This is a genomic window from Streptomyces echinoruber (assembly GCF_014651135.1).
Classification (GTDB): Bacteria; Actinomycetota; Actinomycetes; order Streptomycetales; family Streptomycetaceae; genus Streptomyces; species Streptomyces echinoruber.
On record NZ_BMWH01000010.1, the window covers coordinates 168305 to 185144 of the forward strand.

15 protein-coding genes are annotated in these 16840 nt (G+C 71.5%); 6 read left to right on the forward strand and 9 right to left on the reverse strand.

Going from position 1 to position 16840, the window contains the following annotated elements:
- Positions 1-42: 42 nt before the first annotated feature.
- The gene (locus IE225_RS14760) at positions 43-1143 is read left to right on the forward strand and encodes a YihY/virulence factor BrkB family protein (protein ID WP_190057947.1); all 1101 of its coding nucleotides are present in this window, start codon (positions 43-45) and stop codon (positions 1141-1143) included.
- A 450-nt stretch (positions 1144-1593) separates the two neighbouring features.
- Here the strand turns inward: IE225_RS14760 and IE225_RS14765 are convergent, their stop codons facing one another.
- Both IE225_RS14765 and IE225_RS14770 read right to left on the reverse strand, forming a co-directional pair.
- Positions 1594-3714 carry a tetratricopeptide repeat protein gene (locus IE225_RS14765; protein ID WP_190057948.1) on the reverse strand — a complete coding sequence of 707 codons (2121 nt, stop codon included), beginning with the start codon at positions 3712-3714 and terminating at the stop codon, positions 1594-1596.
- A gap of 172 nt (positions 3715-3886) precedes the next feature.
- Complete coding sequence (locus tag IE225_RS14770; RefSeq protein WP_190057949.1) at positions 3887-4630, reverse strand: hypothetical protein; 744 nt, start codon at positions 4628-4630, stop codon at positions 3887-3889.
- Between the two features lie 646 nt (positions 4631-5276).
- Between IE225_RS14770 and IE225_RS14775 the strand changes: the two genes are divergently transcribed.
- The gene (locus tag IE225_RS14775; RefSeq protein ID WP_190057950.1) at positions 5277-7280 is read left to right on the forward strand and encodes a hypothetical protein; all 2004 of its coding nucleotides are present in this window, start codon (positions 5277-5279) and stop codon (positions 7278-7280) included.
- Here IE225_RS14775 and IE225_RS14780 read toward each other — a convergent pair.
- Positions 7277-8917 (reverse strand): translation initiation factor 2, encoded by a 1641-nt coding sequence (locus IE225_RS14780; RefSeq protein ID WP_190057951.1) that lies wholly within the window; start codon positions 8915-8917, stop codon positions 7277-7279. The two genes, IE225_RS14775 and IE225_RS14780, sit on opposite strands and share 4 nt — an antisense overlap.
- Before the next feature lie 299 nt (positions 8918-9216).
- Here IE225_RS14780 and IE225_RS14785 point away from each other — a divergent pair, with 299 nt between their 5' ends.
- Positions 9217-9684: a hypothetical protein gene (locus tag IE225_RS14785; RefSeq protein WP_190057952.1), complete on the forward strand. Its 468-nt coding sequence runs from the start codon at positions 9217-9219 to the stop codon at positions 9682-9684.
- A 106-nt stretch (positions 9685-9790) separates the two neighbouring features.
- Here the strand turns inward: IE225_RS14785 and IE225_RS14790 are convergent, their stop codons facing one another.
- The 4 genes from IE225_RS14790 to IE225_RS14805 form a co-directional block, all read right to left on the reverse strand.
- Positions 9791-10057: a DUF4235 domain-containing protein gene (locus IE225_RS14790; protein ID WP_190057953.1), complete on the reverse strand. Its 267-nt coding sequence runs from the start codon at positions 10055-10057 to the stop codon at positions 9791-9793.
- A 4-nt stretch (positions 10058-10061) separates the two neighbouring features.
- A complete protein-coding gene (locus IE225_RS14795) occupies positions 10062-10511 on the reverse strand; it encodes a DUF3618 domain-containing protein (protein WP_190057954.1) in 450 nt (149 codons plus the stop codon).
- Positions 10508-10936 (reverse strand): phage holin family protein, encoded by a 429-nt coding sequence (locus IE225_RS14800; protein WP_190057973.1) that lies wholly within the window; start codon positions 10934-10936, stop codon positions 10508-10510. The genes IE225_RS14795 and IE225_RS14800 overlap by 4 nt, the downstream gene beginning before the upstream one ends.
- 598 nt (positions 10937-11534) lie before the next feature.
- Positions 11535-11960 carry an Hsp20/alpha crystallin family protein gene (locus IE225_RS14805; protein ID WP_190057955.1) on the reverse strand — a complete coding sequence of 142 codons (426 nt, stop codon included), beginning with the start codon at positions 11958-11960 and terminating at the stop codon, positions 11535-11537.
- 350 nt (positions 11961-12310) lie between these two features.
- Here IE225_RS14805 and IE225_RS14810 point away from each other — a divergent pair, with 350 nt between their 5' ends.
- Positions 12311-12784: an HdeD family acid-resistance protein gene (locus IE225_RS14810; RefSeq protein ID WP_229879560.1), complete on the forward strand. Its 474-nt coding sequence runs from the start codon at positions 12311-12313 to the stop codon at positions 12782-12784.
- A gap of 182 nt (positions 12785-12966) precedes the next feature.
- Entirely contained in the window at positions 12967-13389 is a 423-nt protein-coding gene (locus IE225_RS14815; protein ID WP_190057956.1) for an Hsp20/alpha crystallin family protein, read from the forward strand.
- 183 nt (positions 13390-13572) lie between these two features.
- On the opposite strand, the gene IE225_RS14820 is transcribed toward IE225_RS14815, so the two are convergent.
- On the reverse strand, positions 13573-13719 hold the full coding sequence (locus IE225_RS14820) for a hypothetical protein (protein WP_190057957.1): 147 nt from the start codon (positions 13717-13719) through the stop codon (positions 13573-13575).
- Between the two features lie 539 nt (positions 13720-14258).
- On the opposite strand from IE225_RS14820, the gene IE225_RS14825 reads away from it, so the two are divergent.
- Complete coding sequence (locus tag IE225_RS14825; protein WP_190057958.1) at positions 14259-15815, forward strand: hypothetical protein; 1557 nt, start codon at positions 14259-14261, stop codon at positions 15813-15815.
- Positions 15816-16221: 406 nt separating this feature from the next.
- Here IE225_RS14825 and IE225_RS14830 read toward each other — a convergent pair whose 3' ends face one another.
- Entirely contained in the window at positions 16222-16704 is a 483-nt protein-coding gene (locus tag IE225_RS14830) for a GNAT family N-acetyltransferase (RefSeq protein ID WP_190057959.1), read from the reverse strand.
- Positions 16705-16840: the final 136 nt, after the last annotated feature.

The following is a 16840-nucleotide window of genomic DNA, read 5'->3' on the forward strand; positions in this document are numbered from 1 at the left end:
CGGGCGAGGCGTGGACGGCGAGGAGACGGTTACCTGCTCCTCATGACACGGCTACCTGGACTCGGACACGAAGATCAGAGCGACGACCGGCTTCAGCGGCGCGACCGAACCGGTGGGGACCCGTCCACCTGGTCAAAGGCCGGGGGCGGTGAGGAGGAGCAGTACGGCCCGGACGATCGCGTGGAGGAGGCTGCGCCGGACGCGCCGACGAAGCTGCCGAGGCGGTCGTGGGCGAAGGTGCTCAAGGGCACGCTGAAGGAGTTCAAGGACGACGAGCTGACCGACCGGGCGGCGGCGCTGACGTACTACGGGGTGCTGTCGCTGTTCCCGGCGCTGCTGGTGCTGGTCTCCCTGCTGGGCATCACCGGCAAGTCCGCCACCGACAAGGTGCTGGCCAACCTCAAGCAGCTCACCCCCGGCTCGGCCCGCGACATCATCACGCGGGCGGTGGAGCAGTTGCAGGGCAATGCCGGCACCGGTTCCCTCGTCGCCCTCGTCAGCCTGGCGCTGGCGATATGGTCGGCCTCCGGCTATGTGGCCGCGTTCATCCGCACCGCCAACGCCGTCTACGACATGCCCGAGGGCCGGCCGGTGTGGAAGATCCTGCCGATCCGCGTCGCGGTGACGGTCGTGCTGATGGTGCTGGCGGTCATCAGCGCGCTGATCGTGGTGTTCACCGGCGGCATCGCCCAGCAGGCCGGGCAGGCACTGGGGATCGGGGACAGCGCGCTGACGGTGTGGTCGATCGCCAAGTGGCCGGTCCTGGCCGTCCTCGTCACGGTGATGATCGCGATCCTGTACTGGACCAGTCCGAATGCCAAGGTGAAGGGCTTCAGGTGGGTCACGCCGGGCAGTTTCCTGGCGCTGATGATCTGGCTGATCGCCTCGGCCGGGTTCGCGTTCTACGTGACCAACTTCGCTTCCTACAACAAGACCTACGGCACCATGGCCGGCGTCATCGTCTTCCTGGTGTGGCTGTGGATCAGCAACCTGGCGATCCTGCTGGGCCTGGAGTTCGACGCCGAGACCATCCGCCAGCGGGCCGTCGCCGGCGGACTGCCGCCCGAGGCCGAGCCCTACACCCGGCCCCGCGACACCAGGAAGTGGGACGAGGAGGACCGGCGCCGCATGGACGAGGCGTGAACCCGTTTCCCGCCGGGATCACGGGCGCGGGCCCCTGCCCTCGGGATGCCTCGGTGTCCATGAACGTGGCGGGGTGGGCGGCACGGCCGCAAGGCCGCCGTCGCCGGGCCGGGTGCGGTGGCGGTGGCGCAGCTGGTGTCCAACGGCGTGTGCAAGCAGCCGGCGCACCGTCCGCGACCGCCCAAGGAGTCGATCCCGAACGAAGAGGTCCACGACCGTCCCGGCTCCGCAGCCCGGTCGAGCGCGCCTTCGCCCGGCTCGAGCGAGGGCGGATCGCTGAGCTGTGGCGAGGTGCAGTTGCTGGTGACACCGAATGGCGTGCTGATGAGGAAGAACGGCCTGCGTACGGGGGCTGTCAGGCGGTTCGGTCAGGTCAGAGGCCGGGGGAGCCAGGGGCGTCATGGACGAGCCGGGTGCCGTCGGCCGTCGGGAACGTCGGCCTTCGTGATGTCACGGAGACGGTGCCGGGCTCGGCGTCAGGTCGACTCCGCACAGGTCGGCGAGTTCCTTCGCCACCTCGACGAGGGGTGCGTGGAGTGCGGTGAGGGCCTGACGCATCTCGGTGGACCGTTCCCACCGGCGTTCGTGCTCGACGGCGCTGGTGTTCTGCGGCCGGGTGGCCTCGTGTTCCTGGAGGGCGGGATGCCATGTGGCGAGGAAGGGACGCAGATGGTGGTTGATCAACGTGGTGGCGATGCGGGGCAGGGTCAGGGGCGCCGGGACCTCTGCCGCCACCCGGTGGAGGACTTCACGTGTGGTGGAGAAGAGGGAGTGGAGCGAGGTCAGGGCTTCCCGTAGGGACCCCTGGCCGGGGTGGAGAGGCTGAACGCCGATTCGGGTGACCAGCTCGACCTGGAGGTCGAACGCGGCGGCCCGCTCGATGGGCCCGGGGGAGGACCGTCGGGACGCGGTCCGGCTCTTCGCCGGGAGGGCCTTCGGTGCGCTGTGGGCCGGTGGGGCGGAGGGGGCTGCGAGGGTGTGCAGAAGCGAGCGGCGGAGGTCCTCTTGCCGGGAGGTGTCCGTGTCGTGCCGGCGCACGGCACGGGCGAGCAGGGGATGGATGGTCCACGAGGCGTCCTGGAATGGTTCGGGGCGCAGGGCTCCGGAGCCGAGGAGCGCGTCCACGGCTTCCGCGACGAGGGTGGCCGACTCCCAGGGGTCGTAGGGCGGGACGGTGGAGAGGACGGCTTCCAGGGTGCGGCGCGGCAGGGGCGCCGGGCAGGCCAGCGCAAGCAGCCGCAGGACGTCGTCGACGGGCCGGTGACCGGTCAGTGGTCGGGTCAGGAGCGCAGCGGTCAGCCGGCGACGGGACGGTGCCTGGTGGGCGGGCACGGTGTGCTGGGAGGTGAGGATGTCGGTGCCGGGTGCGTGCAGCCGGTTGCGCACCTGGGTGAAACCGCCGGCCGCTGCCAGATCGGCGAGCAGGTCCAGGGCCTGGGGATGGCCGCCGACGTCGTGGACCAGTGCGTGGGCGGCCGAGCGTTCCGCTTCGCCGCGCGGCCGGCGTTGGGAGGTGAGGAGGGCGTAGCCGGATTCGTCGGGCAGCGGCGTCACGTCGATGGTCTCGGCGAACGGTGTGTAATGCAGAGACCGGGTGGTGATCAGTGTGGAGGCCACGAGGTTCGGTGCCCGCAGCAGATGCAGTTGTTCCTCGGACAACCCGTCGGGGACACCGTCCACCACCCACAGGCACGGTGCCCCGCGCTCCCCGAGGACGACCGCCAGCCGGCTCAGCAGGCGCGGGAGCGACTGGGCGTCGGCCTCCCCGGTGAGAGTGACGACGACCGTGGCCACCTGATCGGCGTAGGCTTCCACGGCTTGCGACGCGGTGGACGACTCGGCCGTGTGCAGGTCGAACCAGAAGATCCCGCCGGGATACGCCGGGGCGAAACGCAGTGCGTACTCCTGCGCGAGCAGCGACTTCCCGATGCCGGGCATGCCCCGCAGCTGCGCGGCACGGCCGGAGCCCGCCTGGGAGACGAGCGGGGCACGATGGCGGTGCAGCGCGGTGTGAATGCGCCACTGCTCCGCCAAGCGGTCGACGAAACGAGCCGATCCGGTGCGTGCCGGTGCCGGCAGCCACGGTACGCCGGACTCGGCCGCCGCGGCGCCCATGGTGGTGGCTAGCCCGGCGGCGTGCTCCGCGACCCGGTCCGCCAGCCGGTCCATTGCCTGGGCGGTGGTCGGCCACGGCCAGTGTCGTGCGTCCCGCAGCTCCACGGGGTGGACGTGATCCGCTGCCGGCTCCGGGTTGATCACCAAGACACGTCGCCGGGGATCGCCCTCGCGCTGCCCGGCCAGATAGGCATACGTCAGTTCCCACTGGCAGGCCCGGCGCCTGGGATAGTCAGCGGAATACAGGGCCAGCACGACCTTGGACTGGGCAAGTGCCCGGGTGATCGTGCCGGTGATGGAGGCGAAGTCGTCCACCGCCGTGTCGTCGACGAACAACCGAAGCCCACGGCCGCGCAGCGCGGAGGCCAGCAACCCCGCCTTCTGCGCGTCGGTACGGCTGTAGCTGAGGAACACGTCCCACCCGGCGGATTCCGTGCGCTCGTCCAGGCCGGACATCAAACGACCCCTCCGCTCCCGGAAATCCGCTCAGCTCCCCGAATCAGCCGGGGGGGGGGTGCTGCTTGACGGACATCACGCGATGCCAGGACACCGGTCAGTGGAATGAAGATCGTCACCGTTCCATCATGCCGACACGGTCCCCGCACCGCAGGGACGGCCGCCTCAAACGTCACCGCGCGGCGTCCTTCTGCTGTCGGGGGAGCGGGGAGGACGCACGGGCGGCGTACCACGCGGAGCGGCGAAGGTGCCGTTCAGGATCACGGATACCGGCGATCTCACCGAGTCCGATCACGTACGGCCGCAGGTTGTCCTGCAGCGTCCGCAGTTCCTCCCGGAACGCGGCGTTCTCCGGCCAGGCGGACTCGTCCTGTCCGGGGTGGGCCTCCTCGAACGCGCGCAGCCGGGGATGCCACTTGGCCAGGAACGGCGCGAGTTCGAAGTTGAGGATGTCCAGCACCAGTTCGTGGACCGAGTCGCCCTTGGCCGGAGGAGGCGGGGCCGCCCCCGACTCCAGAGGCTCGCGGTACAGGTCGAACAACGTCTTGAGGGAGGTGAGCGCCTCGCGCAGGTTGCCGCTGCCGTCCTCGAGCGGACGGGTGGCGACGCGGGTGGCGGCCTGGAAGAACATGCGCTGCGCGGCCTGCCGCATGTCGGTGTTGGCCCGGAAGGTCATCTCACTGCCCGGCAGCACGAGCCGTACCTCGGTGAGCTGGACCGACCGCCGGTACAGATCCGCCCCGAGGACAACGGCCACCCCCAGCAGGGCACCCACGACGATGGACAGCCGCTGCCCTCCGGTCTGGCTGATGGAGTAGGCCGCGATTCCCACGACCGCGCCCAGGAGGCCGGCCAGCGCGGCACGGGCCGCCGTCCACGCCACCGTGGTGATCGACCGTCCTCGGCCTGCCCGCATGAACCCCTCCCATGCCCCGCTCACCCACCTCTTGGGTGCTCACGTCCGATCCAGCAACTTACCGTGAGCGCACGGGTGGAGCCCGGCGAGGTCCGGTTCCGCGCCGGCCCGTCATGCCCCTTCCGCGTTTCCGGTGACGCCCTCCGGAACGAAGCGCGTCCAGGGGGAGGGAGAGCTCGGGTGCGGGTTTCCTCGCTGACGCGGCGCCGGGCGCTCCGGTGCGGCAGCCGACACCGGCTCGGCAACCCCGGACCGGAACGACCGCGCCACGTGGGAACGGCCGGCCGCCGGGCTCGGTGCCCGCTTGATTCGGACGTCCAGGAGCGGCTTCTTCCCTTGGCGAGCTGGTGTATCCGAACGTCCGCGCATTCCACGGCCGAGCTGTCGGCACCAGGCAGGAAGACCACGCGGCGGTGAGCCGTCATGACACGTCCCTTCCTGGTGTCCTTCCCTGGTGTCACAGCGTCAGATCCATGACGCCCAGCCTTGTCACGGTGGCCGCCTAAGGCTCAACAGGCCCGGATGCCCGTAAGGTTGGGGCGTGCTGGACGGGGACATCGGGCAGCGCTGTGCCGACGTGCCGGGGTCCTTCGGCAGCGCAGTCGCACATCGGCCGACCGGATCGAGCCATGGGAGCCAGCCCTGCATGATGTACCAAATCCCGCCGGAGGCGGCGTGCTTCGTCGACCGAGAGGATGAGCAGACACGGGCGCTGCGGGCGGTGGCCGAGTGGAGCGGGCGGGCCCGCCCGCTGTGTCTGGCGCTCAGCGGGCTGGGCGGGACCGGCAAGACGGAGCTGGCCTTCCGTATCGCACGCCGGCAGCGGGACCGCTACCCGGACGGGACGTTGTACGTGGACCTGGACGACCTGCGGCGGGACGGAGCGGTGGAGGTCTCCGACGCGCTGGGGGAACTGCTGCGTTCCCTCGGGGTGGGGCCGGAGTGGCTGGGGCACTCGTTCCAGGCCCGCTGCAAGCAGTACTGGGCGCAGACGGACGGCAAGCGGCTGGTGGTCATCGTCGACAACGCGCGCTACGGAGCCGAGGTGGTCCCCCTGCTGCCGGCTTCCGGCGACAGTCTCGCGATCGTCACGAGCCACGGCCCGTTGTACGACCTGGAGGACGGAGCCGTGGTCGAGCTGGCGCTCGATCCCCTCAGCGAGGGGCATGCCAGGGAACTGCTGCGGTGCGTCGTCGGTGATCCGCGGCTGACCGCCGAGCCGGAGATCACCGCCGGGCTGGTACGGCTGTGCTCCGGACTGCCCGCGGCCCTGCACGTCGCTGGCCGCTGGATGCGCAGGCACCGGCGTCGCCCGCTGCGGCGTCTGCTGGAGGACCTGAGTGCCGAACTGCATGAGAAGGGGCTGCCGGTGGTGGAGCGGGTCTGGGACGCGGCGTACCGGAGTCTTGGTCCCCATGCGGGACTGCTGTACCGGTTGCTCGCCGGCTTCCCCGGACCGTCCTTCACCCCGGAGAGCGCTGCCGCGCTCCTCGGCCGCGGGCCGGAAGCGGCGGACGATGCGCTGGAGGAGCTGGAGAACGCCGGCCTGCTCGACGGCCGGGGCGAGCGCATCCGCCTGCCGGAGTTGCTGCGGGCGCATGCGGCACGCTGCGCGGCGCGGGAGGGCGGCGAGGAGGAGACCGTCGACGGGCAACGGAGGATCGTGCGGTGGTATCTGCGGCAGGCGCAGCGCGCCGATGCCCTGGCCGCCGGATCCCGGTTGACCCTGGCCGACGGCGTTCCCCCTGTTGAGGGTGCTCCCGACGTGCGGTTCGAGCAGACCGGCCATGCCACGGCCGCGCCGGCCGGAGGCGCGGGGGAGCGGGCGCTGCGGTGGCTGCAGGCCGAGCGGCACGCTCTGTACGCCTGCGTCCGGATCGCCTACGCGCTCGGCCTCGACGCGGAGGCGTGGGCCCTGTGCGAGCCGCTGTGGACGCATTACCTGGATCACCCGCACCGCCCCGACACGGTCGAGGCCTTCCGCACCGGGGTGTCCGCGGCGCAGCGCGCCGGACAGGTGGCCGCTGTGGTGCGCATGCGGTGCCAGCTCGCACGGCCCTTGTGGGAGCAGGGGGAGTTCGGGCGCGCCGAGCAGGAACTGCAGCAGGCGCTGAGCGCACTGCGGGCGCTGGGAGACACCGACACCGATCGCAAGCTGGCCGCGTCGGTCCTCGAGTTCCGCGGCATGCTGCGTGCGGCGCAGGGGGACTGGGGCGCCGCGGCACAGGATTTCCAGGCCGCTCTGGAAGGACATCGTGCGATCGGCAATGCGTACGGTGTCATGCTGCTGACCTATCGATGGGGGCAGGCCGTGGCCGAACTGGGGGATGCGGAGCGGGCCGCCGCGTTGCTGGAGCAGGCCCACGCCATGGCCGTCGATCTGGGCCGGGACCGCATGGCGGCCCGCACGGGTTTCGCCCTGGGCGGTGTGCTGCGCGTGCTCGGGCGAAGCGATCGGGCACGCGAGCTGTACGAGGTGGCCTTGGCCGGCGCCCGCCACCGGGGATCCGAATGGGACGAGGCCCGGGTCCTCGACGCGCTCGCGGCCCTGGCGGAGGAGACCGGGAGGCCGGGCGAGGCCGCAAGCCATCGGGAGGCGGCGCAGGCGATCCGGGCGCGCAACGGCGCCGTCCCCGAAGAACCCGGTTAGAGGAGAGCCTGTTCCTCGGCCGCGGTCGCGGGGGACACCACGGCCTGGAAGGGGCGGCCCCCCACTACGCACGTGACTGCGGCGGGCCATGCCGCGGTGCCGGCCCGAGAGCCCCACCAGGCGTGCAGGGCGCTGAGTACGGCGGCCGGGTCCGCGTGCAGGAGGCGGCCGCCGTCCCGGTACGGGGAGATGCGCACCGCCAGGGACGCCCCGGAGCGGAGGCGGACCAGGCACCGTGACGGAGACAGCACGACCGCGGCCGTGCGACAGCCGGGGTAATCGTCCAGGACGTCGGCGGTCCATCCGGCCGCCGTCCAGGCCATCGCCATCGCGGGAAGAGCGGAGGCCGGTCGCGCCGCGCGCCGGTACAGCAACCCGGAGCTCTGCACGTGGCGCTCCCCGGCCACGCCGTACTCGGCAGCCATGTGATGGGCAGGCGCGTCGGTGAAGGCGGGGAAACGCTCCACCCTCACGTGGGAGCCGTCGCACCACGCCCGCACCACGAAAGCGGCCGGCACACGGGTTGCCGCACGCGGCGGCGGCAGAACGCGGGCATGGACGGGCACGGCAGGAGGCGCCAGATCCAGCAGCCGGTACACCTCGCTGCGCAATCGCTCCAGGGCGTTCCCCCGCTCGGCGAAGGCCGAGTCCGCCAGCGCTTTCACCGCATCGGGACGGTGCCGGGCCAGCGCGTCCTCCAGCCCCTTGGGGCTCAGCTCCGTCAAATGTGGGCAGCGCTCCAGGAATTCGGCCATCGGACTGCCGGGTATGAGTTCCTCACCGCCGTCGTACGCGCCGATCAACGGACGGCCCAGCGCGGCTGCGTACAAGGCGGTGGAGCCGTGGTCGGTGATCACGGCGTCGGCGGCGACGAGGACGGCGGCCCACTCCTCGTACGCGTCCGCCAGGACCAGGCCGGCGTCCCTCGCCGGCGACAGGGATTCCGCCAGGTCGAAGGTCCCCAGGCGGCTGCGCTCGTTGGGATGCACGATCAGAGCGACTTGGTAGGCGTCGTAGGGAAGCACGGCCAGCAGCTCCGCGGGCCACGTGGGATGCCGGCGCAGCAGCGACTCGGGCCCCCACGTCGAGGTCAGAACGATCAGTTTCCGCCCACCTGTGGCCAGGGCGGCCCGGTAGTGGTCCCGGTGGGAACGGGAAGCCAGGACCCGTTCCAGAGTGGGATCTCCCACCACCCGGGCGCGTGCTGCGGCCTGCGGGCTGACCGAGGCCAGCCGGGTCAGTTGACTGGGATGGGCCAGCGCGTGGACGGAGGCCACGGCACGGCCGTGGGGCAGCAGGAACGCCGGATCCAGCCCCGAGGGAACAGAGGGGGAGCCTTCCCCGCGCACGGTCTTGCCGAAGCCTGCTCCATGCGGAAGCAGGACCCGGGGACCGCGCAGCAGCCCGATGTCCCCTTTCGGGCTGGCGAGAAGGACCAGGTCGTATGAGCGGCGGCACGCCTCTTCCCAAGGGACGGTACGGGCCCCGGCACGCTCGACGGCGGTCAGCGCCTCGATGCTGAAATCCGAACCGGGGACAAGGGTGAAACGCCGGCTGATCCGGTCGTCACCGGCGAAGACGGGCAGCACATCGAGAAGCCGGTGCAACGCGGTGGCCGACCGTGCGGCGAAAAGCACCTCGCGTCCGTCGCCCGTCGCCCGTCGCCCGTCGCCCGTCGCCCGTCGCCCGTCGCCCGTCGCCCGTCGCCCGTCGCCCGTCGCCCGTCGCCCGTCGCCCGTCGCCCGTCGCCCGTCGCCCGATTGTTTGATCCTACCGGCACCAGGCGTGTCTTGTACGCCGTTTGCGCAGTTCAGCAGGGTTTCCTCGTCCGCGGGCATGGGGAGATCGTATCGACCGTAGGGCGTCGGCCGGTTCCCGCCGCCTGCGATGCGGCTGCCCTGCGGCGGGTCCATGGTGAGCGTAAAGAATGGGGGCCATGAGGGAGTGGGGAATCGCGTTGCTCGCGGCCGGCTCGGCGCTTCTCGGAAGTGTCGTCACGGGATGGTTCACCCGCGGTGCGGGGCACAGGCAGGCGGAGGCGGCGCGGCATGCGGGCGACCGGCAGGCCGACGCGTTGCTGGAAACGGTCCGGTTGACGCTCGAGGAACAGCGGGCCTCTCGTGTGCACGAGGCCCGACGGCAGACCTACGCGCGATTTCTTGAAGCGGTGGAAGCGGTCCTGCTGGCGCGGCGCACGGGAGAGGGGCAACCGACCGACCGCTCCGCCCTCCAAAGGGCTTTCGGGACCGTGCTCTTGGAGGGCCCCGATGACGTTGCCCGCATCGCCCGCGAGCTGATGAACCTCCTGGGCGGCAGTCGCTCCCTCGACGACCTCGAACGGGAGAGGCGGAGCTTCATCGAAGCGGCGCAAAGGGCGTTGGGGCGGTCGAACCGGCCGGAGTGATGGCCGTGCGCCGTCGGCCGTGCGCCGTCTCCTCCGTGCGGGGAAGGCCCCGCAAAGGGGGTGCCGGTGTCCACGTCACACCGGCACCCCCGTTTGTCGCCTGACGTCAGCCGGGCCAGGTGCCGGTCAGGCGGCGGGTGGCGGTGGCGCCGGCTCGGTCGACGGCGGCCTTGACCCCGGCGAAGATCGCGCCCTGCAGCGTGGCGGCGAGCAGCACCTCCGTCCAGGCGCGGTCCTCGTCGGTGGCGTCGGGAGCGTCCTCGTCGTGGCCGAGCATCTTCCACGCCTGCTTGAACACGGCCCCGGCGAGCATGCCGCTGACGGCTCCCAAGGCGAGACCGACCGGCTTGTACGCGATCTTCGAGGCTTTCATCGGCTCATCCCTTCGTCCGGCGGCATACCAGCCACACCAGGACGGCCGCACCGGCTGCCGCCAGCAGCAGGGTGCGGTTGTCCCGTGCTGCTTGCGCCCCCTGCGCCGCCTTCTGCCGTACAGGTTCGGGTGCCTTCTCCTGAAGCAGGTGAGTGGCCTGCGCCGCCTTGGCCCGGGCCTGCCCGGCGGCCGAAGCGGCCTTCTCCTTCACCGGGTCAGGAAGCTTGTCCTGTACCCGGGAGGCGGTCTGGGCGGCCTTGGCCTTCAGCTCGCCGGCCTTGGCAGCGGCCTGCTGCCTGACCTCGGCTGCCTTCTCCTGGGCGCGGGCCTTGACGTCGGTCTTGGCCGCCAGCGTCTCGACCGTCTGCCCGAGCTCTTCGCGGGTCTGCTCGACCTGCTCACGCAGCTCCTCGGGAGTGGAGGCGGTGGGCTCGTCGTGGGGCGGCTGGGTCATCGCTGTGCACTCTCCTTGATCTCGGCCACATCGGCCTTCACGCTCTCGACCGTCTGCTCGGGTGTGGGCGGCGCGGCCTGGTCGACCTGCTTCTTTCCACTCATGGCCAGCACCGCGGCGATCACACCCAGCACCGCGGTGACGATCAGCGCCGCGGCCCATACCGGCAGCGGCACCGCGAGGGCGGCGATCGCGGTGGCCACCAGGGCCTGCAGCGTCAGGAAACCGGCCATCCCGGCGCCGCCGAACAGTCCGCCGCCTTTGCCGTAGCGCCTGCCCTTCTCCTTCATCTCCGCCTGCGCCAGCCTCAACTCGCCGCGCACCAGCTCCGTCAGCTGCTGCGACGCACGCTGCACCAGCTCGCTCACCGGCTCGTCGGTGCCGTGCGTACTCCTGCGGCCGGCGCCGGCAGGGGGTGGCTGCATGGTCGACACGACGATCACCTCCCGTCTTCTTGCCTGGTCGATGACGCGGGCTCCGTGCAGGGGCCCGTCGCGTGAGCACGCGGGTACCCCGAATGGACCAGATCAGGACACCGGCTCGGCGCAGTACCCGAGCGAGGGGGTGAGCCGCGGTGCGCGGGTCACCCGCACGGCTGCGGCCTTGGTGCGTCGCGGCGGCAGCCTGGGCGGCTTGTTCTCGTGTGTCCGGTAGTTGCTTCTCGCTACACAGCAGGCCGCCGCGCAGTGCGGGCTTGCCCGCGGGTGCCCGGCAGTTGGGGCTGCCGGGCAGTTGGAGCTGCCGGGCAGTTGGGGCTGCCCGGCAGTTGGGGCTGCCGGGCACCCAAGCGCCGGCCCGCTCGAGCAGGTTCCGAGCGGGCTGGCGCATGCGGGCGAGACGGATTCCAGCCACCGGTCGCGCCGGTCCCCGCCTCGTCCCGCTTCCGCGTGGCGCGGGGCCGGGTGTACGGCTGTACGGCTGTACGGCTCGGCCTCCGGCGCATGCCCGCCGGCGACGGCCCGCTGCCGTAGGGTCTCGGCGTCGAACTCCGGACCCAGCAGGATCGCCGGGCCGGACGGCTTGTCAGGCGGTGAGCTGCTTGGGCGTGCCCCCGGAGATGGCGATCTTGCGGGGCTTGGCGTGTGCGGCGATCGGGATGCGCAACGTGAGGACGCCGTTGTCGTAGACCGCCTCGGCGGCTGCGGTGTCCAGGGCGTCGGACAGGGCCAGGCGCCGGGTGAACCGTCCGGTGGGACGTTCGGTGAGCACGGCCCGGGCACCGGCCGGGATCGGCGAGGGGCGCTCGGCGTTCAGGATGAGTGTGCCGCGTTCGGTGGTCAGCTCGATGCTGGAGCGGTCCATGCCCGGCAGGTCGAACTGCAGGTACAGCGCGTCGTCGTCACGCCAGGCGTCCACCGGAATGACGGCTGCGGCCGGGTCGGCGGCGACGCGCGCCACCTGATGCACGAGCCGGTCGAGATCACCCAGAGCGCCGGTACGCGCAAGCATCCCTCTTCTCCCTTCATTCACTACTCGCTGGTGGCCCGCCACGAGTACGGGCCGCCGCTTGCCGACTGCTCATCCATATAGACGACGGCAGGTTACTTGACAACTGTGCACTAGGTGAAGTTGACAGTGGGCGACTCAATTTTCTGTCACGTTCAGTGAGCATTCGGTTGCGCCGACGCGATGGCCGGACTGGAGGGAGGCGGTCGGCGCGGACAGCCGGAAGGGAGGGCTGCTGGTGGTGGAGAGCAGGAAGACTGTCTGGCTGCTGGGGGCCCGCGGCGTGGCCGCGGTCGTCTTCGGCGCGGCGACGCCGGTGTGGCCGCAACTGACGGTGCTGGCTCTGGCTTCTGGTGTTCGGCGCGTACGCGCTGGTCGACGGCGCGGTGCTCATGACGACGGCGTGGCGCCACCGGCGTGAGCGCCGGTCCGCCCTGGCCTGTGCGGGTGCCGGTGCGCTGAGCGTGGTGGCCGCCGTGGTGACGGCCCTGTGGCCGGGGCTGACGGCTCTGGCGCTGGTGGTCATGGCGGGCGCCTGGGCCGTCGTCACGGGCTGTCTGGAACTGTGGGCGGCCACCCGGATGCGGCATGAGCTGCGGCACGCATGGCTGTGGTGCGGCTCCGCCGCCGTGTCGGTGGCGGCGGGTGTGCTGCTGTGGCTGCGTCCGGATGCCGGCGCGGTGGCCATCGCTCTGGTTCTGGGCGTCTACGCACTGGTCGCGGGCGGTATCTGGCTGGCCGCGGCCTGGCAAGAGCGCCGTGCGCACGCCGGGCGCGCATCCCGGTCGTGGAGGCGGCCGGTGTCCGGTGCCCGGACGGCTCACTGACGGCCGGGGCTTGTTCGTCCCGTCCGGGCGCACCGCGGCCCGGCGGCCGACGCCACCTGGCTGGGAAGATCACCGCCACAAGTGCCGAAAAAAATTGAGCGGACAGGTGTCAACTTTCTGGCGGTGTGGTATATCAGGAGTAGAGCGAAAGCCGCAGGAACGACGTCGAAGGAGGGATGCAGATGCTGATGCGCACGGATCCCTTCCGCGAGCTGGACCGGCTCGTCGATCGGGTCTGGGGCACGGCCGCGCGCCCGGCCGGCATGCCGATGGATGCCTGGCGCGAGGGTGAGACGTTCTTCGTGGAGCTGGACCTGCCGGGTGTCAACCCGGAGTCCATCGACCTCGATGTCGAGCGCAACGTCCTGACCGTGAAGGCCGAACGCAAGCCGGCGTACGGCGAGAACACCGAGACGGTGATCACCGAGCGGCCCGCGGGGACGTTCAGTCGGCAGCTGTTCCTCGGGGAGACCCTCGACATCGAGAAGATCGAAGCCTCCTACGAGGCGGGCGTGCTGAAGCTGCGCATCCCGGTCGCCGAACAGGCCAAGCCGCGCAAGATCGCCATCAGCGGCGGGGAGAGCCGCAAGGAACTGAGTAGCTGAAAGAACTGAGCAGCTGACGGCGATCAGACGCCGCTTTCAGGGCCCCGGGCACAGCCCGGGGCCTGAGCCGTCCTGGATCGGAGCATCACAGCGCACCTGCGAGAGATTCGCTGTGCCCAGCACCCCGGAACGCCGTGTACGGGCACAGTGGACGTCGACGTCGGTGCGGCGCCGAGTCCCGGGTCAGGACTGGGGTTCCGGCTCCCCGCCGTTGGTGTCGAACACCTTGGTGAAGGTGGCCCCGCAGCGGCAGGCGGCGTGCTCGATCAGTTCCCCGTCCTCGGACACGCTCAGCCCCTGGCTGAGTCGCACGTGCACATGTTCGCCCATGAGGAGCTGCTTTCCTTGACGTTCCCGGCCCGGACATTCCCGGCCCGGTTCATAGTGGAGGCTTCCGCTTCGTCCCGCAATGCCGCAGACCATGGTCCATGGTCCGCGTCGGCGATCACGGCGCGCCACCAGGCGCCCGACCCGGAGTCGGCCGCAACGCTCGCACACCGGCGCGCCCGCAGGCGCGTACGCAGGCGTGTACGCAGGCGTGTACGGAGAAGGAACCGTGACGTTGTCCCGAGGGAGATACTCCCGCTCCTGCCCGCTGTCGTCCTGGTAGCGCTGCACGTCGTGGTCGACACTCCAGCGGTGCCGGCCCGAATCGGGGGTGAACTCCACACGTTCGGGGGCAACTTCGGTGCTCACGCCCTGCCCGGGCGTTGACCGTGCAACGATGCTTGCGGGCCGGGAGATCGGCGAACAGGGCGAATTCACCGGTTCTGGTTCATGTGCCGCGTACGGTGGATTCGCCGCGCACCGCCCAGCGCTGCGGGAGGGCAGGCGGCGGGTATCGGGGACACACCGGGAGGAAGAGCGGGATGACGCAGGTCGCGGTGAGCGAGCTGGACGAGCGGGTGCCGGGACGCCGGTGGACGGTGCGGCTGGATGCCGTCGGCCGGGGGAGTGCGGCCGTGCGTATCTCGTGCAGCCGCCCCGCCTGTGCCGAGCAGCGTCTGCCGTCCGCGGCCGCCGGCCGCGCGGCCGCCATCGCCCACCTCAAGGTCCACCTGCGTGCCGCCCCCGCCCCCAGGGCCGAGGCGTACTGCGCGTGCAGGGCCGACGGCTGCCACACCCATCTGCCCGACACTGGCCGGCAGGCGCGTGCCGAACCCTGGCGGTGCGGCGGGCCGGTCGTGCTGGCCGTGATCAGCGACCGGGAAGGACGCTGGTGGCAGGCGATGGAGTGCTGCTCGCGGTGCGCGGCCGCCACCCCCGGGGCGAAGACCGTGGCCACCTCCCAGACGCCCGGCCCGCAGACCGCCGGCCGTCCGGCCCCCGCGGCCGCCGGCCGTCCGGCCCCCGCGGCCACCGGCCCCGGCGTGGGCATGCCGCAGTTCTCCGACCACCAGGCCGCCCCCGGGACAGGGGTTCCGGCTCCCCGCTCCGTACCTGCGCGGCGCCGCCGGCCGCAGGCGAAGATCGCCCAGCGGGTCATCCCCCACGACCTGCGGCCCGTCACCCTGCGGGACGAACTCGTCGAACTCGGTGATCTCTTCCGCGCTTACCAGCAGCGCACCGAGCCCGACCTGGCGTTCCTCGCCGACCTCCAGGAACGCAAGGCACGGGCGTTCACCGCCTGGGCCGACGTCACCGGCGACGGCGCTCTGCGGCGGGAGGCCCGGCGTGCCGAGCAGGCCGCCGCCGCCATCCGCCTCCAGCACCAGCAGCGCACCGGCATCGTCACCGGCGACGGGCCGGCCGTGCCGCGGCTGCTGACCGTCCCCACGCAGTGGGAGCACGCGCGCTCCGTCCTCGCCCACGTGGCCGATCACACCCCGCTGCCCGGACCGGACGCACGGCTGCTGGTGCTGATGCTGACCCTGCGCACCGCGCACACCGGCACCGGCAACCTCGTCGGCCAGGACATCACCGTGCTGGGCCTGACCGACCCGGAGGGCCTGGTCGACAAGCTGACCGGCTGCGGCTGGCTCACCTTGCCCGGCACCGCCGGCGACCTGCTCGCCTCCCGGCCGGAGAACCCCACCTCGATCACCGTCCCCTCCTTGACGCCCGGTGAGGACGGGACGGGCCCGTTCACGTTCGGCAAGAAGATGCGGCCCAAGCTCTCCGGCTGGGCCCAAAGGGTCGTGTCGGACAGGAAGCTCCGCAAGGCCAAGGCCACCGCCGGCACCCGGCTGCTCGCCCTGACGCTGGCCACCCGGACCGACGCCTCGGGACGTCTCGGTCCCGGCGGCCAGGGCATCGACCTGGAGGCTCTTGCCGCCTGGGTCCCGGTCGGTCCCGGCGAGCTGCAGCACCTGGTCGACCAGCTCACGCAAGCGGACTGGCTCACCGACGTCGCCCTGACCGATACCCACCTCGCGGGGCAACTGACCGAACGTGTCCTTCCGTTCACCTGTCCCCTCCAGGCCTGAGGCACGCACCCGTACGGGTGAAACCGCGACGGTGCCGCCCGTCTTCGCCGTGGGAGTTCCGCACATTCCGCCACTGAGCCGATGAGGTTCCCCTCGTAGCGCGAAGACCGCGACGGCAGGGGAACAAGTGAGGTCGGGATCATGGCAGAGAAGCGTCGGCGCTACGACGCGGAGTTCCGCGGGGTGGCCGTGCGGATCGTCACCGAGACGAGGAACCGGCCCGGCCGACGACCAAGACGTCCGGCGTGATGACGAGGAACCGGCCCGGCCGACGCCGCCTGCGGACGGGCAGCCCGCCGTGATGGTCCGGCGCGGCCGCGGGGGTGCGGCACCGGCCCGGGAGCCGGCCGACCGGCGCCGGGTGGGCTGCGTGCCGCATAGGGCGGACGTCCATCAGGGCACCCGGTCAAAGAGACATCCGCAACGTCATCGACTGGGGTGCGAAGCCGTTGCGCTCGTAGAACCGGATGGCCTCGGTATTGCTCGCGTAGGCCGTCACCTCCGCGGTTTCGGCTCCCGCCCCCTTCGCCCAGCCGATGAATTCCGCGACCAGGCGTCCTCCGACCCGGCTTCGGCGAAACGCGGGCCGCACATACATGCTCACCAGCGTCGCCACCCTCACCGGCTTCATCGCGGACGCGTCCCCCAGCGCACCCACGAGATGGCCCACGACCTCGCCGTCACAGTCTGCGACAAGCAACAGCCGGTTCGGATCGTCCATGCCGGTGGTGAAGCGCCGGTGCCCGTGCTGACGAGGCCAGTCGAGGTTGATGCTCGGATCCCGGGTCCCGGCGTCCTCGGCGAACAACGCGCTGCTGCACGCGACGAACCCGTCCACATCCGCGTGTTCCGCCCTGCGGACCACCACTGCCTGCCGTTGATCACTCATGGACCGCGACGCTACCGACAGGCACTGACACTTCCTCAGCGAAATGGTCAATCGGCCGACGGAGGGGCCCAGTTGTATGTGGGACCTTTCAGCTTGGCGTTTCTGCGGAGGCGCCCGCCGGCGCGCCACGCCCGCC

What these genes read in the sequence shown, in the direction of transcription:
- IE225_RS14790 (WP_190057953.1), bottom strand. Translation starts at nt 10,057, where the DNA reads ATGAAAGCCTCGAAGATCGCGTACAAGCCGGTCGGTCTCGCCTTGGGA.
- IE225_RS14795 (WP_190057954.1), bottom strand. Translation starts at nt 10,511, where the DNA reads ATGACCCAGCCGCCCCACGACGAGCCCACCGCCTCCACTCCCGAGGAG.
- IE225_RS14760 (WP_190057947.1), top strand. Translation starts at nt 43, where the DNA reads ATGACACGGCTACCTGGACTCGGACACGAAGATCAGAGCGACGACCGG.
- IE225_RS14830 (WP_190057959.1), bottom strand. Translation starts at nt 16,704, where the DNA reads ATGAGTGATCAACGGCAGGCAGTGGTGGTCCGCAGGGCGGAACACGCG.
- IE225_RS14800 (WP_190057973.1), bottom strand. Translation starts at nt 10,936, where the DNA reads ATGCAGCCACCCCCTGCCGGCGCCGGCCGCAGGAGTACGCACGGCACC.
- IE225_RS14820 (WP_190057957.1), bottom strand. Translation starts at nt 13,719, where the DNA reads ATGGGCGAACATGTGCACGTGCGACTCAGCCAGGGGCTGAGCGTGTCC.
- IE225_RS14775 (WP_190057950.1), top strand. Translation starts at nt 5,277, where the DNA reads ATGATGTACCAAATCCCGCCGGAGGCGGCGTGCTTCGTCGACCGAGAG.
- IE225_RS14815 (WP_190057956.1), top strand. Translation starts at nt 12,967, where the DNA reads ATGCTGATGCGCACGGATCCCTTCCGCGAGCTGGACCGGCTCGTCGAT.
- IE225_RS14825 (WP_190057958.1), top strand. Translation starts at nt 14,259, where the DNA reads ATGACGCAGGTCGCGGTGAGCGAGCTGGACGAGCGGGTGCCGGGACGC.
- IE225_RS14805 (WP_190057955.1), bottom strand. Translation starts at nt 11,960, where the DNA reads ATGCTTGCGCGTACCGGCGCTCTGGGTGATCTCGACCGGCTCGTGCAT.
- IE225_RS14785 (WP_190057952.1), top strand. Translation starts at nt 9,217, where the DNA reads ATGAGGGAGTGGGGAATCGCGTTGCTCGCGGCCGGCTCGGCGCTTCTC.
- IE225_RS14770 (WP_190057949.1), bottom strand. Translation starts at nt 4,630, where the DNA reads ATGCGGGCAGGCCGAGGACGGTCGATCACCACGGTGGCGTGGACGGCG.
- IE225_RS14765 (WP_190057948.1), bottom strand. Translation starts at nt 3,714, where the DNA reads ATGTCCGGCCTGGACGAGCGCACGGAATCCGCCGGGTGGGACGTGTTC.